This is a genomic window from Brevundimonas sp. UBA2416 (assembly GCF_002343105.1).
Lineage (GTDB): Bacteria > Pseudomonadota > Alphaproteobacteria > Caulobacterales > Caulobacteraceae > Brevundimonas.
In genome coordinates, this window is sequence record NZ_DDRM01000012.1 from 22,231 (window position 1) to 46,744 (window position 24,514).

General features: G+C 68.3%; 24 protein-coding genes. 12 read left to right on the plus strand and 12 right to left on the minus strand.

Features of this window, described 5'->3' with window-relative positions:
- Nucleotides 1-3 precede the first annotated feature (3 nt).
- The 3 genes from B3E43_RS03405 to B3E43_RS03415 all read right to left on the minus strand — a co-directional run bounded on the left by B3E43_RS03405 (nt 4) and on the right by B3E43_RS03415 (nt 4,038).
- Nucleotides 4-1,674, minus strand: coding sequence for a 2-oxo acid dehydrogenase subunit E2 (locus B3E43_RS03405; protein ID WP_292026606.1), 1,671 nt, complete (start codon nt 1,672-1,674; stop codon nt 4-6).
- Nucleotide 1,675: 1 nt separating this feature from the next.
- A complete protein-coding gene (locus B3E43_RS03410) occupies nt 1,676-2,686 on the minus strand; it encodes an alpha-ketoacid dehydrogenase subunit beta (RefSeq protein WP_349677554.1) in 1,011 nt (336 codons plus the stop codon).
- 116 nt (nt 2,687-2,802) lie between these two features.
- Entirely contained in the window at nt 2,803-4,038 is a 1,236-nt protein-coding gene (locus B3E43_RS03415) for a thiamine pyrophosphate-dependent enzyme (protein ID WP_292026609.1), read from the minus strand.
- Between the two features lie 145 nt (nt 4,039-4,183).
- Here B3E43_RS03415 and B3E43_RS03420 point away from each other — a divergent pair, with 145 nt between their 5' ends.
- The 4 genes from B3E43_RS03420 to B3E43_RS03435 all read left to right on the plus strand — a co-directional run bounded on the left by B3E43_RS03420 (nt 4,184) and on the right by B3E43_RS03435 (nt 8,070).
- Nucleotides 4,184-4,672, plus strand: a complete 489-nt coding sequence (locus tag B3E43_RS03420; RefSeq protein WP_292026612.1) for an Lrp/AsnC family transcriptional regulator — start codon at nt 4,184-4,186, stop codon at nt 4,670-4,672.
- 77 nt (nt 4,673-4,749) lie between these two features.
- Nucleotides 4,750-6,081: an SMP-30/gluconolactonase/LRE family protein gene (locus tag B3E43_RS03425; RefSeq protein WP_292026614.1), complete on the plus strand. Its 1,332-nt coding sequence runs from the start codon at nt 4,750-4,752 to the stop codon at nt 6,079-6,081.
- A 12-nt stretch (nt 6,082-6,093) separates the two neighbouring features.
- A complete protein-coding gene (locus tag B3E43_RS03430; RefSeq protein ID WP_292026616.1) occupies nt 6,094-7,029 on the plus strand; it encodes a pirin family protein in 936 nt (311 codons plus the stop codon).
- Nucleotides 7,030-7,083: 54 nt separating this feature from the next.
- Nucleotides 7,084-8,070, plus strand: a complete 987-nt coding sequence (locus tag B3E43_RS03435) for an LLM class flavin-dependent oxidoreductase (protein ID WP_292026618.1) — start codon at nt 7,084-7,086, stop codon at nt 8,068-8,070.
- Between the two features lie 40 nt (nt 8,071-8,110).
- Here B3E43_RS03435 and B3E43_RS03440 read toward each other — a convergent pair whose 3' ends face one another.
- Genes B3E43_RS03440 through rpmH form a run of 5 tightly spaced genes read right to left on the minus strand, consistent with a single transcriptional unit; the run spans nt 8,111 to nt 12,141 of the window.
- Nucleotides 8,111-9,070: an alpha/beta fold hydrolase gene (locus B3E43_RS03440; RefSeq protein ID WP_292026619.1), complete on the minus strand. Its 960-nt coding sequence runs from the start codon at nt 9,068-9,070 to the stop codon at nt 8,111-8,113.
- A gap of 40 nt (nt 9,071-9,110) precedes the next feature.
- Complete coding sequence (gene yihA, locus B3E43_RS03445) at nt 9,111-9,752, minus strand: ribosome biogenesis GTP-binding protein YihA/YsxC (protein WP_292026621.1); 642 nt, start codon at nt 9,750-9,752, stop codon at nt 9,111-9,113.
- Nucleotide 9,753: 1 nt separating this feature from the next.
- The gene (yidC, locus tag B3E43_RS03450) at nt 9,754-11,574 is read right to left on the minus strand and encodes a membrane protein insertase YidC (protein ID WP_292026623.1); all 1,821 of its coding nucleotides are present in this window, start codon (nt 11,572-11,574) and stop codon (nt 9,754-9,756) included.
- A 5-nt stretch (nt 11,575-11,579) separates the two neighbouring features.
- Nucleotides 11,580-11,981: a ribonuclease P protein component gene (gene rnpA / locus B3E43_RS03455; protein ID WP_292026625.1), complete on the minus strand. Its 402-nt coding sequence runs from the start codon at nt 11,979-11,981 to the stop codon at nt 11,580-11,582.
- A gap of 25 nt (nt 11,982-12,006) precedes the next feature.
- Nucleotides 12,007-12,141, minus strand: a complete 135-nt coding sequence (gene rpmH, locus B3E43_RS03460) for a 50S ribosomal protein L34 (protein WP_003164000.1) — start codon at nt 12,139-12,141, stop codon at nt 12,007-12,009.
- A 118-nt stretch (nt 12,142-12,259) separates the two neighbouring features.
- Here rpmH and B3E43_RS03465 point away from each other — a divergent pair, with 118 nt between their 5' ends.
- The 7 genes from B3E43_RS03465 (at nt 12,260) to B3E43_RS03495 (ending at nt 19,138) form a co-directional block, all read left to right on the plus strand.
- Entirely contained in the window at nt 12,260-12,982 is a 723-nt protein-coding gene (locus B3E43_RS03465; RefSeq protein WP_292026628.1) for a TVP38/TMEM64 family protein, read from the plus strand.
- A gap of 40 nt (nt 12,983-13,022) precedes the next feature.
- Nucleotides 13,023-14,486, plus strand: a complete 1,464-nt coding sequence (locus tag B3E43_RS03470) for a sensor histidine kinase (RefSeq protein ID WP_292026630.1) — start codon at nt 13,023-13,025, stop codon at nt 14,484-14,486.
- Nucleotides 14,487-14,578: 92 nt separating this feature from the next.
- A complete protein-coding gene (locus B3E43_RS03475) occupies nt 14,579-15,079 on the plus strand; it encodes a hypothetical protein (RefSeq protein ID WP_292026632.1) in 501 nt (166 codons plus the stop codon).
- Between the two features lie 114 nt (nt 15,080-15,193).
- Nucleotides 15,194-16,006: a cytochrome b/b6 domain-containing protein gene (locus tag B3E43_RS03480; RefSeq protein WP_292026634.1), complete on the plus strand. Its 813-nt coding sequence runs from the start codon at nt 15,194-15,196 to the stop codon at nt 16,004-16,006.
- On the plus strand, nt 16,003-16,761 hold the full coding sequence (locus tag B3E43_RS03485; RefSeq protein WP_292026635.1) for a molybdopterin-binding protein: 759 nt from the start codon (nt 16,003-16,005) through the stop codon (nt 16,759-16,761). The genes B3E43_RS03480 and B3E43_RS03485 overlap by 4 nt, the downstream gene beginning before the upstream one ends.
- Nucleotides 16,743-18,314, plus strand: a complete 1,572-nt coding sequence (locus B3E43_RS03490) for a carboxylesterase/lipase family protein (RefSeq protein ID WP_292026637.1) — start codon at nt 16,743-16,745, stop codon at nt 18,312-18,314. Before B3E43_RS03485 ends, B3E43_RS03490 begins: the two co-directional genes overlap by 19 nt.
- 26 nt (nt 18,315-18,340) lie before the next feature.
- On the plus strand, nt 18,341-19,138 hold the full coding sequence (locus tag B3E43_RS03495; RefSeq protein ID WP_292026639.1) for a hypothetical protein: 798 nt from the start codon (nt 18,341-18,343) through the stop codon (nt 19,136-19,138).
- Nucleotides 19,139-19,179: 41 nt separating this feature from the next.
- Here the strand turns inward: B3E43_RS03495 and B3E43_RS03500 are convergent, their stop codons facing one another.
- Entirely contained in the window at nt 19,180-20,223 is a 1,044-nt protein-coding gene (locus B3E43_RS03500; protein WP_292026642.1) for a ribonucleotide-diphosphate reductase subunit beta, read from the minus strand.
- A 250-nt stretch (nt 20,224-20,473) separates the two neighbouring features.
- Between B3E43_RS03500 and B3E43_RS03505 the strand changes: the two genes are divergently transcribed.
- Nucleotides 20,474-21,124, plus strand: a complete 651-nt coding sequence (locus B3E43_RS03505; protein ID WP_292026643.1) for a glutathione S-transferase family protein — start codon at nt 20,474-20,476, stop codon at nt 21,122-21,124.
- Between the two features lie 156 nt (nt 21,125-21,280).
- Here B3E43_RS03505 and B3E43_RS03510 read toward each other — a convergent pair whose 3' ends face one another.
- The 3 genes from B3E43_RS03510 to B3E43_RS03520 all read right to left on the minus strand — a co-directional run bounded on the left by B3E43_RS03510 (nt 21,281) and on the right by B3E43_RS03520 (nt 24,494).
- Entirely contained in the window at nt 21,281-23,377 is a 2,097-nt protein-coding gene (locus B3E43_RS03510; protein WP_292026645.1) for a hybrid sensor histidine kinase/response regulator, read from the minus strand.
- A gap of 155 nt (nt 23,378-23,532) precedes the next feature.
- Nucleotides 23,533-23,895, minus strand: a complete 363-nt coding sequence (locus B3E43_RS03515) for a VanZ family protein (RefSeq protein WP_292026647.1) — start codon at nt 23,893-23,895, stop codon at nt 23,533-23,535.
- A gap of 35 nt (nt 23,896-23,930) precedes the next feature.
- The gene (locus tag B3E43_RS03520) at nt 23,931-24,494 is read right to left on the minus strand and encodes a TMEM165/GDT1 family protein (protein WP_292026656.1); all 564 of its coding nucleotides are present in this window, start codon (nt 24,492-24,494) and stop codon (nt 23,931-23,933) included.
- Nucleotides 24,495-24,514: the final 20 nt, after the last annotated feature.

Here is a 24,514-nt window from a genome sequence, read left to right on the forward strand (position 1 = left end):
GTCTCAGCTCATCCAGAGGGTCGCGGGATGCTCCAGCAGGCCCTTGATGCGCTGGACGAAGACCGCCGCGTCGTGGCCGTCGACGATGCGGTGGTCGAAGCTGGAGGACAGGTTCATCATCTTGCGCACGACCATCTGGCCGTCCTTGACCACGACCCGTTCGGCGATCTTGTTGGGGCCGACGATGGCGACCTCGGGGTGGTTGATGATCGGGGTGTGGATGACCCCGCCCAGCGTGCCCAGCGAGGTGATGGTGATGGTCGAGCCGGTCAGCTCGTCGCGTTTGGCCGAGCCGTCCTTGGCCGCGCCCGAGACGCGGGCGATCTCCAGCGCCGTGTCCCAAGGGTCGAGGGATTCGGCGTGGCGGACCACGGGGACCATCAGGCCGTTGGGCGTCTGGGCGGCGATGCCGATGTGGACGGCGGCGTGGGTGGTCAGGACGCCGGCCTCGTCGTCGTAGTGCGAGTTGATGGTCGGTTGGTCGCGCAGGGCCACGACCATGGCGCGGGCGATGAAGGGCAGGACGTTCAGCTTGGGCTGGTCCTTGCGCTTCTTCGCATTGAGATGGGCGCGGAGCTCCTCGAGGGCGGTGACGTCGATCTCTTCCACATAGGTGATGTGGGGGATGCGGCGGACGCTCTCGGCCATCTTCTCCGCGATCTTGCGGCGGACGCCGATGATGCGGGTCTCGGTGGTTCCTTCGGCTTTCGCATAGGTCGAACCGGCCGATGATCCGGGGGCGGACGGTGTGCGGCCGCCGGAGGCGACCCAGGCGTCGAGGTCGCCGTGCTCGATGCGGCCGGCGGGGCCGGAGCCGGGGACGAACTGGAGCTCGATCCCGAGATCGCGGGCGCGGTTGCGGACGGCGGGCGAGGCGAGCGGACGTTCGTTGCGGGCGGAGAGGGTGCGGGCGGCTGGCGCCCCTCCACCATCCTTAGCCTTCGGCTTCGGATGGTCCCCCTCCCCGCGGAGCGGGGAGGAGATGGGGGCGACGGCTTTCGTCTGTCCCCCTGTCAGGGGGACCGAAGCCTGCGGAGCAGGGTTCGAGGGGGGCGGCGCCTCACCCTGATTGCCCTTGCCCTCGACGTTGAAGCTGACCAGCGGGCCGCCGACGGCGAGTTGCTGGCCGGCTTCGCCATGGAGGGCGACGACGGCACCGGCGACGGGCGAGGTCAGTTCGACGGTGGCCTTGTCGGTCATGACCTCGGCGAGGAGCTGGTCCTCGGAGACGACGTCGCCGACCTTGACGTGCCAGCCGACCAGTTCAGCCTCGGCCGTGCCTTCGCCGACGTCCGGCAGTTTGAAGACGAAATTGCCGCCGGCTGCGACAGGCGCGGGGGCGGCCTCGACCTTCGGAGTTTCGGCTTTCGGCGACGGAGCGGGTTCAGCCTTGGCGGGCGCCGGAGCGGCGTCGGCGGACGCATTGCCCGCCCCCTCGACCTCGAACTCCACCAGCGGTGAGCCGACCGCCAGCTGCTGGCCAGGTTCGCCGTGGGCGGCCAGCACCTTGCCGGCGACTGGCGAGGTCAGTTCGACCGTGGCCTTGTCGGTCATGATGTCGGCGATGATCTGGTCCTCGGCGACCATGTCCCCGACCTTGACGTGCCAGGCGACCAGTTCGGCCTCGGCGGTGCCTTCGCCCACGTCGGGCAGTTTGAAGACGTAGCGGCCCATCCTAGCGCCCTCCGGTCATGACGGCCTTCAGGGCCGTGGCGACCCGTTCGGGTCCCGGGAAATATTCCCACTCGAAGGCGTGCGGATAGGGGGTGTCCCAGCCGGTTACCCGCGCGATCGGCGCCTCCAGATGATAGAAGCAGCGCTCCTGCACGAGTGCGCTCAGTTCGCCGCCGAAGCCCGAAGTTTTCGGGGCCTCGTGGACGATGACGCAGCGGCCGGTCTTCTTGACGCTGGCCTCGATGGTCTCGATGTCCAGCGGCACGAGGGTGCGCAGGTCGATGACCTCGGCGTCGACCCCGGCGTGTTCGGCCCCGGCCAGTGAGACCCAGACCATGGTGCCGTAGGCGAGGATGGTGACGTCCGAACCCTCGCGCATGACGCGGGCCTTGCCGATCGGTTCGACATATTTGCCGGTCGGGACCTGTGCCAGCTCCTGGGCCTTCCACGGGCTGACCGGCTTCTGGTGCCAGCCGTCGAAGGGGCCGTTGTAGAGGCGTTTGGGCTCGAAGAAGATGACGGGGTCGTCGTCCTCGATCGCCGCGGTTAGCAGCCCCTTGGCGTCATAGGGGTTGGACGGGATGACGACCTTGAGGCCCGCGATGTGGGTGAACAGGCTCTCGGGCGACTGGCTGTGCGTCTGGCCGCCGAAGATGCCGCCGCCGTAGGGGCTGCGAACCGTGATCGGACTGGTGAACTGGCCGCCCGAGCGATAGCGCAGCTTGGCCGCTTCCGAGACGATCTGGTCATAGGCCGGATAGATGTAGTCGGCGAACTGGATCTCGACGACGGGGCGCAGGCCGTAGGCGCCCATGCCGATGGCGGCGGCGACGATGCCGCATTCGCTGATCGGGGCGTCGAAGCTGCGGGTCAGGCCGTGCTTCTTCTGCAGGTGGTCGGTGACGCGGAAGACGCCGCCGAAATAGCCGGCGTCCTCACCGAAGCTGAGGACGTTGGGGTCCTCGCCCATCTTGATGTCGAGGGCCGAGTTCAGCGCCTGGATCATGTTCATGGGCTGGATGGCCGGCCCGGCGGCGACCGCGGGCGCGGGCGAGCCGACGGTGTCGCCGTCAGGCTCCAGACCATCGGTGCGGTTGGCTTCGGTGAAGGTGGTTTGCTCGCTCATGATCAGACTCCCACCTCGCGCCGCTGTTCGGTGATGCGCCAGTCCTCGGTGGCGTAGACTTCCTCGAACATGGTCTTCACCGAGGGGCGGGACTGGCCCAGGGTGCCGATGGCCTCGGACTCCTTGCCGGCGGCGCGGACCTGTTCGACAGCCTCGGCCTCGGCGGCCGTCTGCTGCTCGTCGGACCATTCGCCCAGGGCGATCAGATGCTGCTTCAGGCGCATGACCGGGTCGCCGAGCGGCCATTTCTCATGCTCGTCGGCGGGACGGTAGCGGCTGGGATCGTCGGAGGTCGAGTGCGGGGCGCCGCGATAGGTGAACAGTTCGATGACCGTCGCGCCCTGGTTGGAACGGGCGCGCTCCTCGGCCCACTGGGTCGCGGCCCAGACGGCGAGGAAGTCATTGCCGTCGACACGCAGGGCCGGGAGGCCGTAGCCGATGGCCTTGGAGGCGAAGGTGGTCTCCAGCCCGCCGGCGATGCCCTGGAAGGAGCTGATGGCCCACTGGTTGTTGACGATGTTGAGGATCACCGGCGCGCGGTAGACGGCGGCGAACGTCAGGGCGTTGTGGAAGTCGCCCTCGGCGGTGGCGCCGTCGCCGATCCAGGTGATGGCGATCTTGTCGTCGCCCTTGTAGGCGCTGGCCATGGCCCAGCCGACGGCCTGGGGCACCTGGGTGCCGAGGTTCCCCGAGATGGTGAAGAAGCCGAAGTCCTTCGCCGAATACATGATCGGCAGCTGGCGGCCTTTGATCGGATCCGAGGCGTTGGAATAGATCTGGTTCATCATGGTCGCGAGCGGATAGCCGCGCGCGATCAGAAGGCCCTGCTGGCGGTAGGTGGGGAAGCCCATGTCCTCGCGCGACAGGATCATGCCCTGGGCGACGGCAATGGCCTCTTCCCCCGTGCATTTCATGTAGAAGCTGGTCTTGCCCTGGCGGTGGGCGCGATGCATCCGGTCGTCGAAGGCGCGGGTCAGGATCATGGCCTTGAGGCCGCGGCGCAGGGTCTCCGGATCCAGTTTCGGGTTCCACGGGCCGACGGCCTTGCCGTCGTCGTCCAGCACGCGGACCAGCCGGAAGGCATGGTCGCGCATGTCGAAGGGCTTCGTCGAGACCTCGGGACGCTCCACCACGCCGGCGGGGTCCAGCTTCAGATGACTGAAGTCTGTCGGGTCTCCGGGCCGGCCCGAAGGCTCGGGCACACGCAGCGAAAGGGCCTGGGTATTGGGCTTCTTCATTCCGTCCTGCCGTTCGGTTGGTCCGACCGCGTTTCCTCGGCTGCGATTTAGCACGCTCTCCCAGGCAAGGCTCGCCTGAATTTGACCTTGCACTGTGCCGATCGGAGGTATTTTATTGCGCCATAACTCGATCAGGAGAAACGCCTTGGCTGACGATCTGGATCCCGTCGACGCCCGAATTCTGGACATCCTGCAGCAGGACGCCGGATTGTCGGTGGCCGAGGTGGCGGATCGGGTCGGTTTGTCAGCCTCGCCGTGCTGGAGGCGCATCAAGAGACTGGAGGATACGGGCTTCATCCGCAAGCGGGTGACGCTGCTCGACGCCACCAAACTGGGGCTGGATTTCGAGGTCTATGCGATCGTCAAGTTGAGCCTGCCCTCGACCGAGAACCTCGACGCCTTCGAGGCCGCCGTCTCGGCCTGGCCCGAGGTGGTGCAGTGCGCCACCATCACCGGGCGCGAGGACTATGTGCTGCGCATCATCACCTCGGACATGCACGCCTTCGACCAGTTCCTGCGTCACAAGCTGCTCAGCCTCGGTATCGTCTCGGACTGCGAGAGCCATATCGTCACCCGCGGGGTGAAGAATGTGACCGCCCTGCCGCTGGGCATCATCACGCCGCACGTCAGCTGAGCCACATTACCAATCCTTGAGTTGGCGGAAGCCTCCGCGCCGGGGATAGTCGGGGCGACCCTTGGGGGAGGCTCGTCATGCGTATCGCGACAATCGTCATTCTGTCCGGCCTGCTCGCCGTTCCTGCCGCCGCCGCTACGGCGTGGCAGGAGCCGACGGCGACCGCTGCGTCGGAGTCCGACGTCCAGGCCTTCCGCCGGCTTCGCGCCGAGGCCGTGGCGGCGGCCGGGGCCGAGGACCTGACCACCGCGGCGGCGCGTCTGGCCGAGGCCGATGCGCGCATTCCCAACCACCCTGGCCTGATCCTGCTGCGTGCCCGCGTCGCAACGGCGGCGGGCCAGCCCGAGGAGGCAGTGGCCCAGATCCGGCGCTATGCCCGGGGTGGGCTGACCTTCAACCTGGCTAACGACCGGACCCTGTCCACCCTGTCGGCCGCGCCGGGCATCGCCGAGGCGTCGGCGGCGCTGGACGCCAACCGCGCGCCGGTCGGCGAAGGCCAGCTGACTCCTTTCGCCTGGATCGAAGGCGCTGTGATCGCCGAGAGCATCGTCCGGGACGAGCGGCGTGGGCGTTGGCTGGTGTCGCAGGTGCGCGGGCGGACGATCGTGGCGCTGGCGGATGACGGGACGGTTTCGAACTTTCTGGTGCCGATGTTGGCCGGTGACCCCGGCGGCGTGCTGGGCATGGCGATCGACGCCGAGGCGGGCCTTCTGTGGGCCGCGACCTCGCCCCTGCCCCCGGCCGTTCACGGACTGGCCGCCGATGCCGCCCGCCCGGCGCCGGGCCTGCTGAAGATCGATCTGGTCACGGGCGCCCTGCTGGACTACATCGCCGCGCCGCCGGGCGCGCCCGAACGCGGGTTGGGGGATATCGTCCGGGCGCCGGACGGGACGGTCCATGTCGCCGATTCGGCGACCGGCGAACTGCTGATTCTCCGACCCGGGGCGGAGGCGCTGGAGGTTCTTCTGGCTGCCGGGACGCTGGGCTCGCCGCAGGGGATGGTGGTGACGCCGGACGGGACGGCCCTGATCGTCGCCGACTATTCCTCGGGCCTGTGGCGCGTCGACCGGGCGACCGGGGCGGCCCGGCGGCTTTCCGCCCCGGCGGACGCCAGCCTGATCGGGGTGGACGGCCTGACCACCGATGGCCGCGCGATCTATGGCTTCCAGAACGGCGTGGCCCCGCAGCGGGTGCTGAAGCTGACGCCGGATGCGGACTGGACCGCGATCGGTGCGGTCGAGGTTCTGGCCGCCAATCTGACGATGATCGACGAACCCACGACAGGGCTGGTCCGGAACGGCGAACTGGTGTTCGTTTCCCGTTCGCAGTGGAGCGATTTCGGCGGGGACGGGGCACAGACGACGCCCGCGCCCGCGCCGGCGATCATCGCAAGGCTGCCGCTGGACTGAACGGAGCCTGACATGATCGAGATGGTGATCGACGCCCGCCGAAAGGACCTCGGCGGCTTCGAGGTTGGACGCATCCTGCCCTTCCACGCCCGCCGCATGGTCGGCCCCTTCATCTTCCTCGACCAGATGGGGCCGGCCGAATTCGCGCCGGGTTCAGAGGCGATCAATGTGCGGCCGCACCCGCACATCGGCCTGTCGACCCTGACCTATCTGTTCGAGGGCGAGATCATGCACCGGGACAACACCGGTGCGACCCAGGCGATTCGTCCGGGCGAGGTCAACTGGATGACGGCCGGCAAGGGCATCGTCCATTCCGAGCGCACCGACCCGCTGAAGCGCTCGACCGGCGGCCCCATGCACGGCATGCAGGCCTGGATCGCCCTGCCGGAGGAATCCGAAGAGACCGATCCGCGCTTCCATCACCATGGCGAGGCGGATCAGCCGGCCTATGAGAACGGCGGCCTGTTCGCGCGGCTGGTGGCCGGCGAAGCCTATGGGGCAAGGGCGACCGTGCCGGTGTCGTCGCCGCTGTTCTACGTTCACTGGGAACTGGCCGAGGGGGTGCGCACCGCGCCGCCGCCGGGCAAGGGAGCCGGTGGCTATTCGGAGCGCGCGCTGTATGTCGCCAGGGGCGAGATAGAGGTCGGCGACCGGACCTTCCACGAAGGCCAGATGATCATTCTGGAGCCGACGGCCGAACCGACCATCAAGGCGGTGAAGGCCTCCAGTGTCATGGTGCTGGGCGGCGAGCCCGTCGGGCCGCGGATCATCTGGTGGAATTTCGTCCATTCGAAGCAGGAGCGGATCGATCAGGCCAAGGCCGACTGGAAGGCCGGGCGCATGGCGCTGCCGAGCGAGGACGACTCGGAATTCATCCCCCTGCCCGACGTGCCCGCGACGCCCGAGCCGGCCCCGGCGGCGAAGCCGGAACCGACGCATCCGGTCTGACACCGCCGCCGCGCGGGTCTTGAATCGCAACCCATGGACCCGATCTAGCGGGACATGACTGCTTTCTCCGTGCTCGACCTGTCTCCCGTCGTCGAAGGCGGCGACGTCCGGCGCGCGCTGCTGGAAACCACCGCCCTCGCCCAGGCCGCCGACCGGCTGGGGTTCAAGCGGTTCTGGCTGGCCGAGCACCACAATATGCCGGGCATCGCCAGCGCGGCCACCGCCGTGGTGATCGGACAGGTGGCGGGCGCGACGGAACGGATCCGCGTCGGCTCGGGCGGGGTCATGCTGCCCAACCATGCGCCACTGGTGATCGCCGAACAGTTCGGGACTCTGGAGGCCCTCTACCCCGGCCGCATCGATCTCGGTCTGGGGCGGGCGCCCGGCACGGATGGCGAGACGGCCCGCGCGCTGCGCCGCTATTTCGAGGCCGCCGACCAGTTCCCGCGCGATGTGATGGAGCTGCAGGCCTTCCTCGGCGATCCGGTCGACGGCCAGCGCGTCACGGCCTGGCCGGGGGCGGGATCGAAGACGCCGATCTGGCTGCTCGGCTCCAGCCTGTTCAGCGCCGAACTGGCGGGCCATCTGGGCCTGCCCTACGCCTTCGCCAGCCATTTTGCGCCTGAGCTGCTGATGCAGGCTCTGCAGACCTATCGCGCCGGGTTCCGGCCGTCGGCGGTGCTGGAGAAGCCCTACGCCATGGCCGCGATCAATGTCTTCGCGGCGGAGGACGATGCAGCGGCCCTGCGGCTTTCAACGTCCATGCAACAGGCCTTTGCGGCCGTGGTCACCGGCAAGCCGGGGCGGGTGAAGCCGCCGGTGAACGACATCACGACCGTGCTCGACGCGCGCCAGCTGGCGGCGGTGCAGAGCCGGCTGACCTATGCGGCCATCGGTGGACGCGAGACCGTGCGAACGAAGCTCGTGGAGTTCATCGGCCAGACCGGCGTCGACGAGGTCATGGTCACCGGCATGGTGTTCGATATCGACGACCGCATCCGTAGCCTGGAGATTACCGCCGAGGCGGTGGCCGGGCTTTGATCTCCCGCTCATCCCCGCGAAAGCGGGGATGAGCGGATTTCTAGAGCCGGGCCAGAAACTCGAGCAGCAGGCGGTTCACCTCGTCCGGCCGTTCCTGCTGGATCCAGTGGCCGGCGCCGGGGACGACGACCTGCATTCGCAGGTCCGGCGCACGGTCCTTCAGCCCCGCCTCGTGCTGGCCGGCGTAGTGACGCACGGGATCACGCTCTCCGACCACGAAGGCGGCCGGCACGGTGATGCGGGCGTCCTGCAGATGGGCCGTCAGCGACCAGTTGCGGTCGAGGTTGCGGTACCAGTCGAGCGGCCCCCGGAAGCCGCCGGCCGAGAAGGCGGCGACATATTCGGCGAAATGGGCCTCGCTCATCCACGGCGGCAGGGTCGCGTCGTCCGGGACGGTGGAGATGAAGGTCTCGCCCTCCGGGATGAAGCCGTTGGACTGGTGATCATCCGGGGTCGCGCCGTCATAGCAGTAGAAGGCCTTGCGCAGGGCCGTGGCCGGATCGATGTCGAAGACCGTGTGGGCGTCGTCGGTCTGGAAGCGGCTGATGTAGAGGTCGCCGATGCCGAGCCGTTTCGAGATCGCCGCCATGGCCGCGGTCGGCGGGCCTTTCGGACGACGCGGCTGGAACGGGACGGACAGGCCGAAGACGGCGCGGAACACGTCCGGCCGGGTCAGGGCGCAGTGCCAGGCCACCGGCGCGCCCCAGTCATGGCCGACGACGACGCAGGATGTCTCGCCCAAGGCCCGGACCAGATCGACCATGTCGCCGACGAGATGCAGGATCGAATAAGCATCGCGGTCTTCCGGTTTGTCGGTCCCGCCGTAGCCGCGCATGTCGGGGGCGACGGCATGGAAGCCGGCGGCGGCCAGCGCCTCGACCTGGGCGCGCCAGCTGATGCCGAGCTCGGGGAAGCCGTGGATCAGCAGGACGAGAGGGCCGGAGCCGGCCTCGAGGATCTGCTGGCGAAGGCCGTCGGTCTGGATGTGGCGGGTCTGCATCCGGGCAACGGACCACCGGTGGGCCCGGGCTGCAAGGCCGCTAGAGCGTCACGCCCGTGGTGCGCATGATCTCGGCGCGGAGTTCGGGCATGCCGTCGCCCTTCTCGGCCGAGGTGACGATGACCGCCGGATAGGCGGCCCCGCGTTTGGAGACGCCCTTCAGGGTCGCCTCCTGGACCTTCTCGGCCTCGCCCTTTTTCAGCTTGTCGGCCTTGGTCAGGATGATCTGATAGCTGACGGCGGCGAGGTCGAGGGCGTCGAGGGCCTCGTCATCGACCTTCTTCAGGCCATGACGGGCGTCGATCAGCAGATAGACCCGCTTCAGCGTGACCCGGCCGCGCAGATAGTCGCGGCCGAGGTCCTGGAATTTCTTCACCGTCGATTTGGAGGCCTTGGCCCAGCCGTAGCCGGGCAGGTCGACCAGCCGCATCTTGCCGTCGAGGTCGAAGAAATTGACCTCGCGCGTCCGGCCCGGCTCGTTCGAGGCCCGGGCCAGTTTGTGCATGCCGACCAGGCCGTTGATCAGGCTGGACTTGCCGACGTTCGAACGGCCGGCGAAGGCGACCTCGGGCAGGTCGGGATCGGGCAGCTGCTCGATCTTGGCGCACCCCATGACGAAGGTCGCGGGGCGCGCGAACAGGATGCGCCCCTGCTCCAGTTCCTCGGGTGTGAAATCGTCCAACTCAGGCCTTCGCCTTCTTCATCCGCTCGATGAAGGTGTCGATCGGGTTCTCGGCCTTGAGGCGGTGCATGATCACATACTGCTGGAAGATGGTCAGGATGTTCGACCAGCCCCAGTAGATCAGCAGGCCTGCGGGGAAGCCGGCCATGATGAAGGTGAAGATCACCGGCATGAAGGCGAAGATCTTGCGCTGCATCGGATCGGGCGCCGGCGGGCTCATGGCCATCTGCAGCCACATGGTCAGGCCGTAGACGATGGCGAGGACGCTGAGGCCGAGGGTGAAGCCGCCGCTCGTCCCGCTGGCGAGGAAGGCGCCGATCAGCGGCGTCGAACCCGGATCCCAGGGGATCAGGCCGAACAGGTTCAGGATGTTGGTCGGATCGGGCGCCGACAGATCCTGCAGCCAGCCGAAGAAGGGCTGGTGGCGCATCTCGATGGTCACCGACAGCATCTTGTAGACGGCGTAGAAGACCGGAATCTGCAGCAGCAGCGGCAGACAGCCCGCCAGCGGATTGATCTTCTCCTTCTGATACAGCGCCATCAGCTCTTTCTGCTGGGCCGGCGGATCGTCGGGATATTTCTTCTTGATCTCCTCCATCTTCGGCGCGAGCACCCGCATCTTGGACATGCTCTCGTAGCTCTTGTTGGCCAGCGGGAACATGAACAGGCGGACGGTCAGGGTCAGGCCGAGGATGGCCAGGCCGAAATTGCCGAACCAGCCGTAGAACATCTCGATCAGCAGGAAGATCGGTCGGGTCAGGAAGAACAGGAAGCCCCAGTCGATCGCATAGACGAAGCGCGGCAGGTCCAGCGCGTTCTCGTATCCGGACAGGATCTGGTTACGCTTGGCCCCCGCGAACAGGCGCTGGGTCTCGGTCACCTGACGGCCCGGCGCGATGGTGCGGGCCTGGCCCTGCAGATTGACCTCGTGGACCATCAGGCCGTTCACGTCGCGGACGCGGAACTCGGCGTCGAGGCGCTCGGTCTGGTCCGGGATCAGGGCGGCCATCCAGTATTTGTCGGTGATCCCCATCCAGCCGCCGGTGGTCTCGAAGGTCTGCACCGGCTTCTTGACCCAGGCGCCGTACTTCAGCTGTTCGGTGGAATAGTCGCCCGGGGCTCCGAAGGTGCCGATCGCCCCCTCGTGAAGGATCTGGTTGTTGCCCAGCCCCGGCGGCAAGCCCTGGCGCTCGACGCGGCCGAAGGGGGCGATGGTGATCGGCTGGGCGCTGAAGTTGGCGACCGTGTCGGTGACCGTGAACAGATACTGGTCGTCCAGCGCGATGCGGCGGGTGAAGCGCAGGCCCGCGCCGTTGTCCCAGGTCAGGGTCACGGGCGTGGTCGGGGTCAGGGTCGCGCCTTCGGTCAGGCGCCAGATGGTGTTGGCGCCCGGAACGCCCCCGGGGACATTGGTTCCGTTCCAGCCGAACAGGGCCTGGTAGGCGTGCTCCATGCCCTGCGGGCGGAACAGTTCGACCGGCGGCGAGCCGTCTTCCAGCGTCTCGCGGTAGCGGGTCAGGAACAGGTCGTCGATCCGGGCGCCCTTCAGCGACAGCGACCCGGTCAGGGTCGGCGTCTGGATGGGCACGCGCGGAATGCTTTCCTGGGCCAGCGCCGTCCGGCGGTCGCTGATGAAGGCGGCGGGCGCCGCGCTCGTGACGCCGACCGGCGCAATGCCCGTGCCCTGTTCAGCCGCGGCCTGCTGGGCGGCCTTACGCTTCGCGGCCTGGGGCTCCATGACGAAGAAACTGTAGGCCAGCAGCATGATGCCGGCGATCACGACGAAAAGGATCGTGTTACGGCTGTTGTCGTGTGGAGGCATGGAGATCAGGAATCCTGGCCGGCGGGCGCGGGTTGGGAAGGCGCGGACTTGAGCGCCGGTCGCGGGGTCGCGAGCCTTGTAAGCGCCGATTTCACATCGTCAAGCAAACGGTCCCAGGGACGGTCCGCCGTGCCCATGCGGGCGATGAAGACATAGTCGCTGCCGGGTACCGCCAACAGGGGCGCAACGGCCCGGGCGGCTTCTCTCAGGCGGCGTTTGGCGCGGTTGCGGATGACGGCGTTGCCGACCTTGCGCGTGGCGGTGAAGCCCAGCCGCACGGTAGCGATGCCGTCCTGCCGGTCCAGCCGCTGAACGACCACCGCGCCGCGGGCCTCTGAAACGCCCTTCGCGGCCGCCAGAAACTGGGGCCGCGAAGTCAGGCGTTCGATTTTGAAAGGGTCGCTCATGCGCCCGAACCCGGGCGCCGGACGATCAGGCCGTCAGGCGCTTGCGGCCCTTGGCGCGACGCCGCGCAACAATCTTCTGTCCGTTCTTGGTGGCCATCCGCGAACGGAAGCCGTGACGGCGCTTGCGCACGAGTCGCGACGGCTGATAGGTCCGCTTCACGTTCGGCTCCTGGGACTGAAAACAAAAAGGCGGCGGAAAGCGTCCGTCGCGGGAAGGGCGGGCGTATAAGCGGCAGGGCCCGCGGTGTCAACGCCGACGGCCCCTCTGCGGAGAGACAATGGACCGGATCAAACGCTTTCTGCCCCTGATATTGCTGGCCGGCGTCATCGCCCTGATCTTCGCCATGGGCTGGAACCGCTATCTGTCGCTCGACACCCTGCGCGACCACGGCCAGTCCTTCCGGGACTTCACCGCCGACAACTATCTGGTCAGCCTGCTGATCCTGATGGCCCTGTTCGCGGTGCTGACGGCCAGCGTGGTGCCGGGCGTCTTCTTTCTTACCATCACGGCCGGCTATCTGTTCGGGCCCTGGGTGGGCGGAATATCGACCTCCATCGCGGCGACCGGGGGAGCCCTGGTCGTCTATGCCGTCGCCCGTGGCGCGCTCGGCGGGGCGCTGCGCCGCAAGGCCGCCCGTGACATGGGCCTGCTGAAGACGATCTGCGACGCCATCGACCGGGACACCTTCTGGTATGTGCTCGCCTCCCGCCTCGCTGTGGTCGTGCCCTTCCACATGATCAATGTGGCGGCGGGCATCGTAGCGGTGCGTCTGGCGCCCTATACCGTAGCCACCGTGATCGGCCTGTTGCCGGCCCACATCATCTATTGCTGGATCGGCGCCCGGTTGAACGAGCTGCTGCGAACCAACCCCAACCCTGACTTTCAGGCGCTGTTCGGCCAGTTCTGGGCCCCGATGGCCGGGGTCTTCGTCCTGGCGGTGGTGCTGCCGTTCGCGCTCAAACGCCTTCAGGCCGCACTCGCCGGGAGGATCGCGACATGAGCCGGGGCGCGTCTGGCCCAAGCATTGCGTATGGCGGGGCATGAGCCGGCTTCAGCCCCTTCTTGGCGCCCTTCGCAGGGGACTGCGCCTGCCCGCCGACTGGCGCGAGCGGCTGAAGTTCCACGCCCCCGACGCCCTGGCCTGGCGGCTGCTCCTGCTAACCTTCATCTTCACCGTGGTGGTCGAGATCCTGATCATCGTCCCCAGTGCGGCCAGCTTCCATGAGCGCTGGCTGCTGGATCGGCTGCAGTCGGCGGAACTGGCCTCGGTCGGTGTCGAGGCCCTGCCCTATTCGGCCGTCGAGGACGACGCCGCCGAACAGCTGCTGGCCATCGGGGGGGTGCAGGCGGTGGTCGTCGGCGACCAGGGCGTGCGCCGTCTTCTCCTGCAGGCTCCCAACCTGCCCCGGACGCCGGACCTGATCGACCTGCGCCAAAGCCGCCCGGTGACCCGGATCGCCGATCCCTGGCGCACCCTGTTCGGCCACCCCGACCGGTCGATCCGCGTTCAGGCCCGACCGCGCTACCGCTCTGGCGACTTCATCGAGATTCTGGCCCCGGCCGAGCCCCTGAAGGCCGAACTGGGCGCCTTCCTGGTCAACAGCCTGCTGACGTCGTTGATGATCTCGCTGGTCGCCGGGGGGCTGCTCTACGGCGGTCTGGCCTTTCTGGTGCTGCAGCCGCTGCGGCGGGTCACCCGCTCGATCGAGCATTTCGCCCTCGACCCCGAAGCCGAGGGCGATCCGCCCAGCGATCGGCACGACGAGATCGGCCGGGTGGAGCGCGAGCTGGCGCGGATGCAGGAGGAGGTTCGGGTCTCGCTGCGGTCCCGCGCCCGACTGGTCGCGCTGGGCGAGGCGGTGGCCAAGATCAATCACGACCTGCGCAACATGCTGACCTCGGCCCAGATGGCCTCTGAGAGACTGGCCGATTCGCCCGACCCCGAGGTGGCCCGTGTCCTGCCGCGGCTGGAGCGGGCCCTGGGCCGCGCCGCCGCCCTGTCGCGCAATGTGCTGGAGTACGGCAAGAGCGAGGAGCCGCCGCCGCAGCGCGTCCGCATCCCGCTGGCGCCGGCCATCACCGCGGCCGCCGAGGACGCCGGACTGACGGCGGAGGGCGTCCGCCTGGTCAGGTCCATTCCGGCGCGACTGAGCATCCAGGCCGATGGCGACCAGTTGCACCGCGTGCTGGTCAATCTGATGCGCAATGCCCGTCAGGCCATCGAGAGCGACCCCACCCGCCGGACGGGCAGCAAGGGCGTGGTCCGCGTCACCGCCTCGACCGAGGACGGAGATTGCATCATTCACATCGCCGACGACGGCCCCGGCATTCCGCCGAGACTGTCTGAAAGCCTGTTCGAGCCCTTCGTCAGCGGCCGGGCGTCGGAGGGGGCCGGTCTGGGACTGGCCATTTCGCGCGAACTGGCCGCGAACCACGGCGGCGCCCTGACCCTGGTCGAGACCGGGCCGATGGGCACCACCTTCGCCCTGCGGCTGCCACACTGAAGGGACCAAATCGCCCGACCGGCGTTATCGCTGGCGGAACCGGACCAAGGCGCTCAGCGTCACCATATGCTTTTCTGTTCAGGAGGCCCTGCATGACCCGTTTCACCCTCGCTGCCGCGACCGCCCTGCTGCTGGCCGCCGGCCCGGTCATCGCCCAGACGACCCCGCCCCAGGCGCCGACCCAGAGGACGACGCCTCAGCAGACCCCCGCCCAGGCGCCGGTCTCCAACCCGGCTCCGGGTTCCCAGGAATGGCTGCGGCTGCGTGGCGAAAGCTACAGCGCCGCGCCCGAGGTGGAGCAGGACCCGGCCGAGGTCGCCGAGACGATCCGTCTGAACGCCGCCATCGCCGCCCGCAACGCGGCCGCCGAACGCCGCGAGATCGAGGGGACGGCGGCGTGGCAGGCCGAGGACGCCCGCTGGCGCGCCGAAACCGCCCGGCTGGAAACCCAGCGCGCCCAATGGGAAGCCGACGCCGCGGCTGCCGAGGCCGCCCGCCTCCGCTACGAGCGCGAACGCGCAGCCTGGGCCGCCGAGGTCGCCGCCTGCCAACGCTCGCCCCGGTCCTGCGTGAGCCGTTCGCCGGGATACTGACGCGCCGGTCTGAAACCCCGAAGCCAGCCGGGTCGTAGTTCGGTACGCGCCGTTGCGCCCCGCCCACGGTCGTGAGACCGTCCGGTCGAGTGGCTCCGGCCCCGGGGGGTGACCATGACCGACATCGCCGGCGAGCCCGAGAGCGAACCACCGAAGCGCCGCGCGGACCGTCCGTTGTCAGGGGGCCGCACCGATACCTGGCGGCATCCCGCCTGGGTCCGGGTGGCGCACTGGCTGAACGTCGTCGCCGTCGTCGTCCTGATCATGAGCGGGCTCAACATCCTGCTGGCGCACCCGCACCTCTACTGGGGCATCCGCTCGACCTTCGCCGACCCCTGGGTCAGCATTCCCCCGATCCCGAACTGGCTGCTGATCCCCCAGGGGCGCAATCTGGCGGAGGCGCGGAACTACCATTTCCTGTTCGCCTGGATCTTCGTCCTGAACGGCCTGCTCTATCTGCTGATGGGGCTGATCACCCGCCGTTTCGGCCGCCGGCTGTGGCCGACCGGCGCGGACCTCAAGGGCATCGGGCCCTCGGTGGCGGAGCACGCGCGCTTCCACTTCCCGACCGACGATCACGCCCGGACCTACAACGTCATCCAGAAGCTGACCTATCTGGCCATGATCCTGATCATCCTGCCGATGATGCTGATCACCGGCCTGTCGATGTCGCCCGGCTTCAACGCCATCGGCGGGATACTGCTGGATCTGATGGGCGGGCGGCAGTCGGCGCGGACGCTGCATTTCATCTCGGCGGCGCTGATCGTCGGCTTCATCGTCATCCACGTCGGTCTGGTGATCTGGACCGGCCTGTTCAACAACATGCGGTCGATGATTACCGGCTGGTTCGTCATCGAGCCGCCGGGGTCGACGGCGGGGCCGAAGCTCCGGCCTAGGCCGCCGGCCGATGCGGGAGATGCGTCATGAACCGTCGCCGCTGGCTGACCGGAGCCTTTGCAACCGCTGCGACCGCCATGCTCGCCGCCTGCGGTCAGGCCGGGACCAGCCTGGCCGAACAGGCGCGGCGGATGGGCGAGGGCCTGACGCGGCGGACGCAACGCCTGCTGATCCCCCGCGACGCCCTGGCGCCGACCTACAGCCGCGCGGATATCTCGCCCGACTTCAGGGCCAACGGCTCCATCAGCCCCGCCGCCGCCGACTACAAGGCGCTCAGGGACAATGACTTCGCCGACTATCGGCTGGTCATCGACGGTCTGGTCGAACGGCCCCTGTCGCTGGGTCTGGCGGAGCTGCGCACGCGCCCGGCGCAGAGCCAGATCACCAAACACGACTGCGTCGAGGGCTGGACCTCGATCGGCGAATGGACCGGGGTGCGGCTTGAGACCCTGCTCGACGAGGCGGGGCTGAAGCCGGAGGCGCGCTACATCGTCTTCCACTGTTTCGACGCCCTGACCCAGACCGAAGACGGGGAGCGCTACTATGAGAGCATCGACCTGATCGATGCGCGTCATCCGCAGACGATCCTGGCCTGGGCGATGAACGGCGAGACCCTGCCGGTCCCCCATGGCGCGCCGCTGCGGCTGAGGGTCGAGCGGCAGCTGGGCTACAAGCACGCCAAATACATCAAGCGGATCGAGGTGGTCGAAAGCTTCGCCCACATCGGCGGCGGCAAGGGCGGCTACTGGGAAGACCGGGGGTACGAGTGGTACGCGGGCATCTGACCCGACGGGGGCTGGGGCTGGCGGCGGGGGCGGCGCTGATCGCCCCGGCAGTTCCGGCAAGGGCTCGGTCGATCAGCGTCTTCGCCACGACCCGTCATGGCCTTGTCAGCGCGCGCGCCGAGGGCGGGGTGCTGGCGTTCAAGGGCGTGCCCTACGGCGCGGACACAGGCCCGCGGCGGTTCCAGCCGCCAGTCCCGCCGGCCCCGTGGAGCGAGCCGCATTTGGGCAGGGATTTCGGCCCCGCGTCGCCCCAGCGCGGTAACGAGCCGAACCAGTCCGAGGACTGCCTGCGTCTCAATGTCTGGACGCCGAAGCTGGACGCCGGGCGGCGGCCGGTGATCGTCTATATCCACGGCGGCGCCTATGCGACGGGATCAGGCTCCAGCCCCCTGACCAACGGCGCCCGGCTGGCGGCGCGGGGCGATTTGGTCGTGGTGACCGTCAACCACCGTCTGGGGCCGTTGGGATATGCCTCGCTGGCGCGGCTGGCGCCGGGGTTCGAGGACTCGGGCAATCTGGGGCAGCTGGATCTGGTGCTGGCGCTGCAGTGGGTGCGGGACAATATCGCGGCCTTCGGCGGCGATCCCGGCTGCGTCACCGTGGTCGGCCAGTCGGGCGGCGGGGCCAAGATCGCGACCCTGATGGCCATGCCCGCGGCGGCGGGCCTGTTCCACCGGGCCGTGACCATGAGCGGCCAGCAGGTCACGGCGTCGGGGCCGCTGAACGCCACCCGCCGGGCCGAGGTCTGGCTGGAGGCGCTGGGCCTGACGCCGGACCGGATCGACGAGGTCCGCACGATGCCGGTCGAACGGCTGATCGAGGCGGCGGGGGCGACCGACCCCATCCTCGGCGGCTCGCTGTATTTCGGACCGGTGCTGGATGGACGCAGCCTGACGCGGCACCCTTTCTGGCCCGACGCACCGGCGCAGTCCGCCCGTGTCCCGATGATGATCGGCAATACCCGGGAAGAGACCCTGGCCTTTCTCGGCGGCGACCCGGCCAATGCGGGGCTGACCTGGGAGAGCCTGCCCGCGCGGCTGACGCCGTCGCAGATGCGGATCGACGTGGCGCCGGAGGAGGTGGTGGCCTGGTATCGCGCCAATCACCCGGCGATGAGCCCCGACCAGGTCCTGATCCGCGCCACCACCGCGGCCCGCAGTTGGCGCGCCGCCGTGATCGAGGCCGAGATGCGGGCTGCGCAAGGCTCGCCCGCCTATGTCTTTCAGCTGGACTGGGCCAGCCGACTGCCCAACGGCCGGACCGGCGCCTACCACACCTCGGACATTCCCCTGATGCTGGACAATGTCGCCGCCGAGGGGTCGGGGGCGGTCGGGCCGGAGGCGCAGGCCATGTCCGACCGGATGAGCGACACGCTGCTGGCCTTCGCCCGGACCGGCGATCCGAACCACGTCGGCCTGCCGCGCTGGACGCCCTATTCGCTGGAGCGGCGGGAGACCATGGTCATGGACCTGCCGCCCCGGATGGAGAACGATCCGCGCGGGGATGAGCGGCGGTTCTTCGGGCGGATTCCGTATATCCAGCCGGGGACGTGAGGATCGTGTCGGGAGAGTGGAAAGCTATGTGGGCCAGGTATGTACCGGCTGTGGCGCTTGCTGGCGGGCTGATCGCGCCGTCGGCGTTTGCCCAGGAGCTCGCCAACCCCAGTTGGGCGGCGATGCCGGACGGGGAGGCGATGGCGGAAGCCTATCCAGTATTCGCCTATATGGCCGAATTGGATGGCGACGTGATCCTGCAATGCGGAATCGCCGCCGACAGCACCCTGTCGCTTTGCCGCGCCGTGGAGGCCAGGCCGGCGGGACTTGGCTTTGATCGGGCCGGACTGTCAGTGGCCTCGCTGTTCAGAGCGAATCCCGCCCGGGTTGATGGTGAGACCGTCCCGTCCCAGGTCCGGTTCGCGGTCCGTTTCCGTATGCCGGCGCTGGAGTGGGCTCCGCCGTGGACGGGGCCCGAGCCGACGCCCGAGCATCTCGCCGCCGCCCGCGCCGTCGTGGAGGAAAGGGCAGCCTGGGATATGCGGGGCCCCGAGTCCTTTGCGACCATGGACCTCGACGTTGATGTGGACCGCGAAGCCAGGGTTCGGGCGATCGTTCTCGCGGTGAAGGCCGAGTTCCTCGAGCAGGAGATCGAGGCGGGGGCTCTGTGGACCGCCCGCCTGTTTACTCCCGAACAGATCGCCGAAGCCTCGGCGACCGGAGAGGATCCGCCGCCGCCGCCGGACGATCTCAGCGCTTCAGCCGGCGACGCCTGGGACAGGATGGGCATAAGTTCGAGCCAGCGTCTGAGACAGCTCTATTGCGCCGAGTTTGACTGTCCCACACTCCCGTTGCCGAGCCCGCACGCAGCTGCGGACCAGTAGCGGGCTGACGGCAAGATCGCAGTGCGTGAGGTGAGGCTGCCTCAGGCCTCCGCGCCCTCGGCCCGCTTCTTCATCATGGCGTCGAAACTGCCCCAGACGCCCTCGGCCCCGTGCCAGGAGCCGGTGGTGGCGGCCTTGGAGTATTCGGTGGCGCGTGCCTCGAAGAAGTTGGCGTGTTCGACGCCCGACAGCAGGGACTGCAGCCAGGGCAGCGGGTTTTCCTTGACGCCGTAGACCTCGGGCAGATGCAGCTGGCGCAGACGCCAGTCGGCGATGAAGCGGATGTATTGTTTGATGTCCTCGGGCGTCATGCCGTTCACCGGGCCCATCTCGAAAGCCAGGTCGATGAAGCGGTCCTCCATCTCGACCACGGTCTTGCAGCAGTCGACGATGTCGGCGGCGACCTGGGGCGTGACCGCCCCCGTCTCCTTGTTGAAGGCGTGATAGAGCTTGATGATGCCTTCGCAGTGCAGGCTCTCGTCACGGACCGACCAGCTGACGATCTGGCCCATGCCCTTCATCTTGTTCTGACGGGGGAAATTCATCAGCATCGCGAAGCTGGCGAACAGCTGAAGGCCCTCGGAGAAGCCGCCGAACATGGCCAGCGTCCGGGCGACGTCGGCGTTGGTCTCGACCCCGAACTTGCCCATGAAGTCATGCTTGTCGCGCATGGCCTCGTATTCCATGAAGGCGCCGAACTCGCTCTCGGGCATGCCGATGGTCTCGAGCAGCAGGGCATAGGCCGCGATGTGGATGGTCTCCATGTTGGCGAAGGACGCCAGCATCATCTTGACCTCGGTCGGTTTGAACACCCGACCGTATTTTTCCATGTAGTTGTCCTGGACCTCGATGTCGGCCTGGGTGAAGAAGCGGAAAATCTGGGTCAGCAGGTTCCGCTCTGACGGCGTCAGATTGACCGCCCAGTCCTTCATGTCCTCGCCCAGCGGCACCTCTTCGGGCATCCAGTGGACCTGCTGCTGCTTCTTCCACATGTCGAACGCCCAGGGGTAGCGGAACGGCTTGTAGGCCGCCGACGGGGTCAGAAGGCCGGGCGTGGTGGGCTTGATCGAAACGTGCGCGTTCATCGGGTACGGGGCTCTGAAGCGAATCCGGGATTGAGGATTCACCATGCGGGCGGACGGCCCCGGCGCCAAGCCGAAATGCGGCTATATTGCGATCACTTTTTGCGCGACCGCTAGATGTGGTAGGTTACGGGCAGGTCTCTGGGGATGCGGCTGGGGACAAGCCCAAGCCCTCCCTATGCCGGCGCCGACAGGTCCTGGGCGCGGATGGACGGGCGAGGCGGTAGCCTGACCGGCGCAGGAGGAGGCATCCATGACCTACACCGTCTATGGCGCCATGGGGTCGGGCTCGGTCCCGGTCGAGGCGGCCCTGACCCTGATCGGCGCGCCGTACACTGTGGTCGAGGCCGTCACCTGGGAGGGCGACTCCGAGCGCGACAAGGTCGCCCCGGTCAATCCGATGCGGCAGATCCCGGCCCTGATCACCCCCGAAGGCGAGACCATCACCGAGAGCGCCGCCATCCTGATCTGGCTGGCCGAACAGCATCCCGAGGCAGCGCTGGCGCCGGAGGCCTGCGATCCACGGCGGGCGCAGTTCCTGCGCTGGATGACCTTTGTCCCGGCGGCCGTCTATTCGATGTTCTGGGTGCGGGACGAGCCGTCGCGGCTGGCGGGCGACGATCCCGCCGCCCAGGAGACGGTCAAGGTCCGCACCGCGGAACGCATCGCCGACTGCTGGGCGGCGATGGAAAGCCAGATCGAGCCGGGGCGTTTCCTTCTTGGCGCAGAACTGACGGTTCTGGACCTCTATGTCTCTGTCGCCAGCCGCTGGACGCCGTATCGCAAGCGGTTCCATGAGGTTGCGCCGCGCATGGGCGAGGCCATGCGGCGAGTCGACGCCCTGCCCGAGCTGACGGCCTTCTGGGCGGGGCGGTTTCCACTGGTGGGTCGATACGGGAGTTAGGTCAGGCCAATTCCGCTCATCCCCGCGACAGCGGGGACCCAGTTCTGTCCAGCTTGACGCCGGTTTTACGGGACCGGGGAACTGAGGTCAGGCCAACCGCTGGATCGCCCAAAGCACTGGGTCCCCGCTGTCGCGGGGATGAGCGGATGAAAGAGATCAGGCCGCCTCAGCCTCGAGCGTCACGCGGGCGGCCGGGAGGTCGCCGGACAGGGCCCGGTTCACCATCGACAGCAGGCCAGCCTGGTTGATGGGCTTGGCCATATGGGCGTTCATGCCGGCGGCGAGGCAGCGGGCGACGTCCTCGGGCATGGCGTCGGCGGTCATGGCCACGATGGACAGTGGCTCGCCCGTGCCGGGGATGGACCGGATACGACGCGTGGCCTCCAGCCCGTCCATGTTCGGCATACGCACATCCATCAGCACGAGATCGAACGGCTGTTCGGCCACCGCGTCGAGGGCCTGTTGGCCGTCGCAAACCTCGACCACCTCGCAGCCGAAGGCCTCCAGCATGATGCGGGCGACCTCGCGGTTGACCGGGTGATCGTCGACGACCAGCACGCAGGGAGCCCGGCCGGACTCCTCGGCCGGCGCCGCCGCCGGGGCCGCGACCTCCTCCACCAGCCGGACATCCTCGACGACGTCGGCGGCGCGGTCGAACGGCAGCTTCAGAATGAAGGTCGAGCCCTCCCCCACGCGGCTGTCGACGTCGATCTGGCCGCCCATCCGGCGAACCTGTCGGGCCGCCAGGGCCAGGCCGAGGCCCGCGCCCGAATGATTGCGGCGGATCGAGGCGTCGCCCTGGGCGAAGGCCTCGAACAGCTCGGGCAGGAATGACGGCTCGATGCCGCAGCCGGTGTCCGAGACCCGGATGCAGACGCCGTCGCCGGCGCGGTCCAGCCGGACCACGACCTCGCCCTGTTCCGTGAATTTGACCGCATTGGCGATGAGGGGATGCAGGGCCTGCCGAAGGACGCGCCTGTCGGCGATGAAGCGGGCCTGGACCGGCAGGCGGTCGTCGATCCGCAGTTTCAGGCCCCGCGCCTGGGCGGCGGCGAGGCTGGCGGTTGCGGTCTCGCGCGCCACCGCCACCAGATCGAGGGCCTCGGTCGTCAGCGCATCGTCGCCGCGGGCGAAGTCCAGAATGTCCTCGACCAGCATCAGGAGACCGTCGCTGGACTCCCGGATCAGGCGCGCCTGACGCACGGCATCGGCGTCCAGGCCGGGGCGGCTGGCCAGAACATCGGCGAAGCCGGCGACGCCGTTCAGGGGCGTCCGCATCTCGTGGCTCATCATGGCCAGGAAGCGGGACCGGGCCGCCGCCGCGTCTTCGGCCTTCCGCCGGGCCTCCTGGGCCGCAAGGGTGCGCGCGCGAAGGCGGGTCTCCAGCCGGCGACGTTCGGTCATCACCGTCGAGATCGGCAGGACGGTGGCGACCATGGCCAGCAGATAGAGATTGTAGATGCCCAGCCGGCGCAGCATGGGCGAAACCCCTTCCAGACCAGGAACCTCGGCCAGCCGGGTCAGATGCACGGGACCGTGCCCGGTCAGGGTCGCCGCCCCGGTGATACCGGCCAGCAAAATCAGCGCCGCCGCGGTCTTTGTCGGCGACAACCGCAGGCAGATCAGCAGCATCGGCGGGAAGGTCAGATAGGCGACAGAGAGGTCTTTCTGCCAGAAGACGACCGTCGTCACGACCAGCATCAGCGCGAACAGACCGACCGCTTCCGGCGTCCCCGCGCGCGTCATGCCCTTGAAGCGATGGGCTCGCGCCACGAGCAACAGCACCGGCGTGACCAGCAGGAGGCCCAGCAGTTCAATGATGAAGAAGGAATAGATGCCGAACACGGCGGCGGTGTTGAGTCCGGCTCCGGTGAGCGCCAACACCAGACCGAAGCCGATGGCGGCGGTTACAGCCACCGCAGGCACGGCGGAGTAGGCGGCGAAGGTCAGCAGGCGCTTCGGGCGGCGCATGTCGAGCGCGGCGCCGCAGACCCGTCGGGCCAGGAAGGCGCACAGGAAGGCCTCGCCCATGTTCAAGAGCGCGTTCAGCCAGAGGAGCATGCCCACGTCGCCGCGGATGACATTGCTGAACAGGTTGATGGTGAGACAGGCGGTCATCACGGCCACGGCGGGCCGGCGATGCAGTTGCAGCAGGGCCGCGGCCAGAATGCCGTTCGACAGCCAGACAGCAATCGCGTCGAAAGTCGCCACACTCCAGTGGCCGATCAGCTGCGAAGCGGCGAACAGCAGCACATAGACCCAGGCCGGCGGGCCGGCGACCCGGCCTGCTTCATGCCTGAAAAGACGCCAATGACCCCGCAACCGGTTTCCTCCGGCCCATACCCGATTTGGGGAGCGTTACAGTGAAGGCGTAAACAAATCGGACGACCAAACGTCTGTTTCGCGAGTCAGACGTTTCGGGCCTGAAAGGCTTCGCGCGGCCGGAACCTGCGCCAGACCCCCCAGATCAGCAGCGCCGTCGCGACGCCGAGCGCGTCGGCGAGAAGATCGCCCCAGCTGGGATCCCGGCCAACGTAGCCCTGAATCACCTCAACAGCGGCCCCGAGAGCGATGGCCAGCAGCGCCGCCCATGTCCGCGGCAGGCGCCGGAACAGCACGCCGAGGCTCCAGAGGATCAGGCCGAAGGCGATGAAATGCGCCGCCTTGTCCCAGATCAGCTTTTCAGACTCGATCGTCCCGCCAGGCGCCAGCATCAGGGCGAGGAGGACCAGCAGCAGGACCGCGCCGATGACGCGAAGGAAGGTACGCATAGGATTCAAGGCTTTCCGGGAAGACCTCGCTTCTATCAGCCCGCGAGCAGGACCCAAACCCCGGTCGCCGCGAAACCCGCCGCGGCCGCCAGACGGATCCAGGCGAGGGGCAGTCGCTGCGCCGCCTTCTCGCCGAGCAGGACGGCGGGACCGTTCACCAGCATCATGCCGAGGGTCGAGCCGGCCACGACCAGCGGCAGGTTCTGGAACTGGGCCGCCAGCATGGCCGTCGCGACCTGGGTCTTGTCGCCCATCTCGATGACGAAGAAGGCGGCCGTCGTGGTCCAGAATACGCCGGCGAAGGTCTTCTCCGTCTTGTCGGGCGTCTCGTCAAACCGGTCGGGGATCAGCGCCCAGAGTGCGAAACCGAGGAAGGCGAGGCCGACGACCCAGCGCACCCAGTCACCGTCCATGAACCGCGCCAGCACCGACCCGGCCAACGCCGCAAAGGCGTGGTTGGCCAGGGTCGCCACGAAAATGCCGAGCAGGATCGGCAGCGGTCGCCGCCACGCCGCCGCCAGCATGATGGCCAGCAGCATGGTCTTGTCGCCGATCTCCGCAATGGAGACGAGGCCGGTCGAGATCAGGAAGGCGTCCAGGGCTTCATCGTTCGCGGGGG

Bases quoted from the DNA above. Each gene is read 5' to 3' on its own strand.
- B3E43_RS03405 (WP_292026606.1), bottom strand. From the start codon at position 1,674: ATGGGCCGCTACGTCTTCAAACTGCCCGACGTGGGCGAAGGCACCGCC.
- B3E43_RS03410 (WP_349677554.1), bottom strand. From the start codon at position 2,686: ATGAACATGATCCAGGCGCTGAACTCGGCCCTCGACATCAAGATGGGC.
- B3E43_RS03415 (WP_292026609.1), bottom strand. From the start codon at position 4,038: ATGAAGAAGCCCAATACCCAGGCCCTTTCGCTGCGTGTGCCCGAGCCT.
- B3E43_RS03425 (WP_292026614.1), top strand. From the start codon at position 4,750: ATGCGTATCGCGACAATCGTCATTCTGTCCGGCCTGCTCGCCGTTCCT.
- B3E43_RS03430 (WP_292026616.1), top strand. From the start codon at position 6,094: ATGATCGAGATGGTGATCGACGCCCGCCGAAAGGACCTCGGCGGCTTC.
- B3E43_RS03435 (WP_292026618.1), top strand. From the start codon at position 7,084: ATGACTGCTTTCTCCGTGCTCGACCTGTCTCCCGTCGTCGAAGGCGGC.
- B3E43_RS03440 (WP_292026619.1), bottom strand. From the start codon at position 9,070: ATGCAGACCCGCCACATCCAGACCGACGGCCTTCGCCAGCAGATCCTC.
- yidC (WP_292026623.1), bottom strand. From the start codon at position 11,574: ATGCCTCCACACGACAACAGCCGTAACACGATCCTTTTCGTCGTGATC.
- rnpA (WP_292026625.1), bottom strand. From the start codon at position 11,981: ATGAGCGACCCTTTCAAAATCGAACGCCTGACTTCGCGGCCCCAGTTT.
- B3E43_RS03465 (WP_292026628.1), top strand. From the start codon at position 12,260: ATGGACCGGATCAAACGCTTTCTGCCCCTGATATTGCTGGCCGGCGTC.
- B3E43_RS03470 (WP_292026630.1), top strand. From the start codon at position 13,023: ATGAGCCGGCTTCAGCCCCTTCTTGGCGCCCTTCGCAGGGGACTGCGC.
- B3E43_RS03475 (WP_292026632.1), top strand. From the start codon at position 14,579: ATGACCCGTTTCACCCTCGCTGCCGCGACCGCCCTGCTGCTGGCCGCC.
- B3E43_RS03480 (WP_292026634.1), top strand. From the start codon at position 15,194: ATGACCGACATCGCCGGCGAGCCCGAGAGCGAACCACCGAAGCGCCGC.
- B3E43_RS03485 (WP_292026635.1), top strand. From the start codon at position 16,003: ATGAACCGTCGCCGCTGGCTGACCGGAGCCTTTGCAACCGCTGCGACC.
- B3E43_RS03495 (WP_292026639.1), top strand. From the start codon at position 18,341: ATGTGGGCCAGGTATGTACCGGCTGTGGCGCTTGCTGGCGGGCTGATC.
- B3E43_RS03500 (WP_292026642.1), bottom strand. From the start codon at position 20,223: ATGAACGCGCACGTTTCGATCAAGCCCACCACGCCCGGCCTTCTGACC.
- B3E43_RS03505 (WP_292026643.1), top strand. From the start codon at position 20,474: ATGACCTACACCGTCTATGGCGCCATGGGGTCGGGCTCGGTCCCGGTC.
- B3E43_RS03515 (WP_292026647.1), bottom strand. From the start codon at position 23,895: ATGCGTACCTTCCTTCGCGTCATCGGCGCGGTCCTGCTGCTGGTCCTC.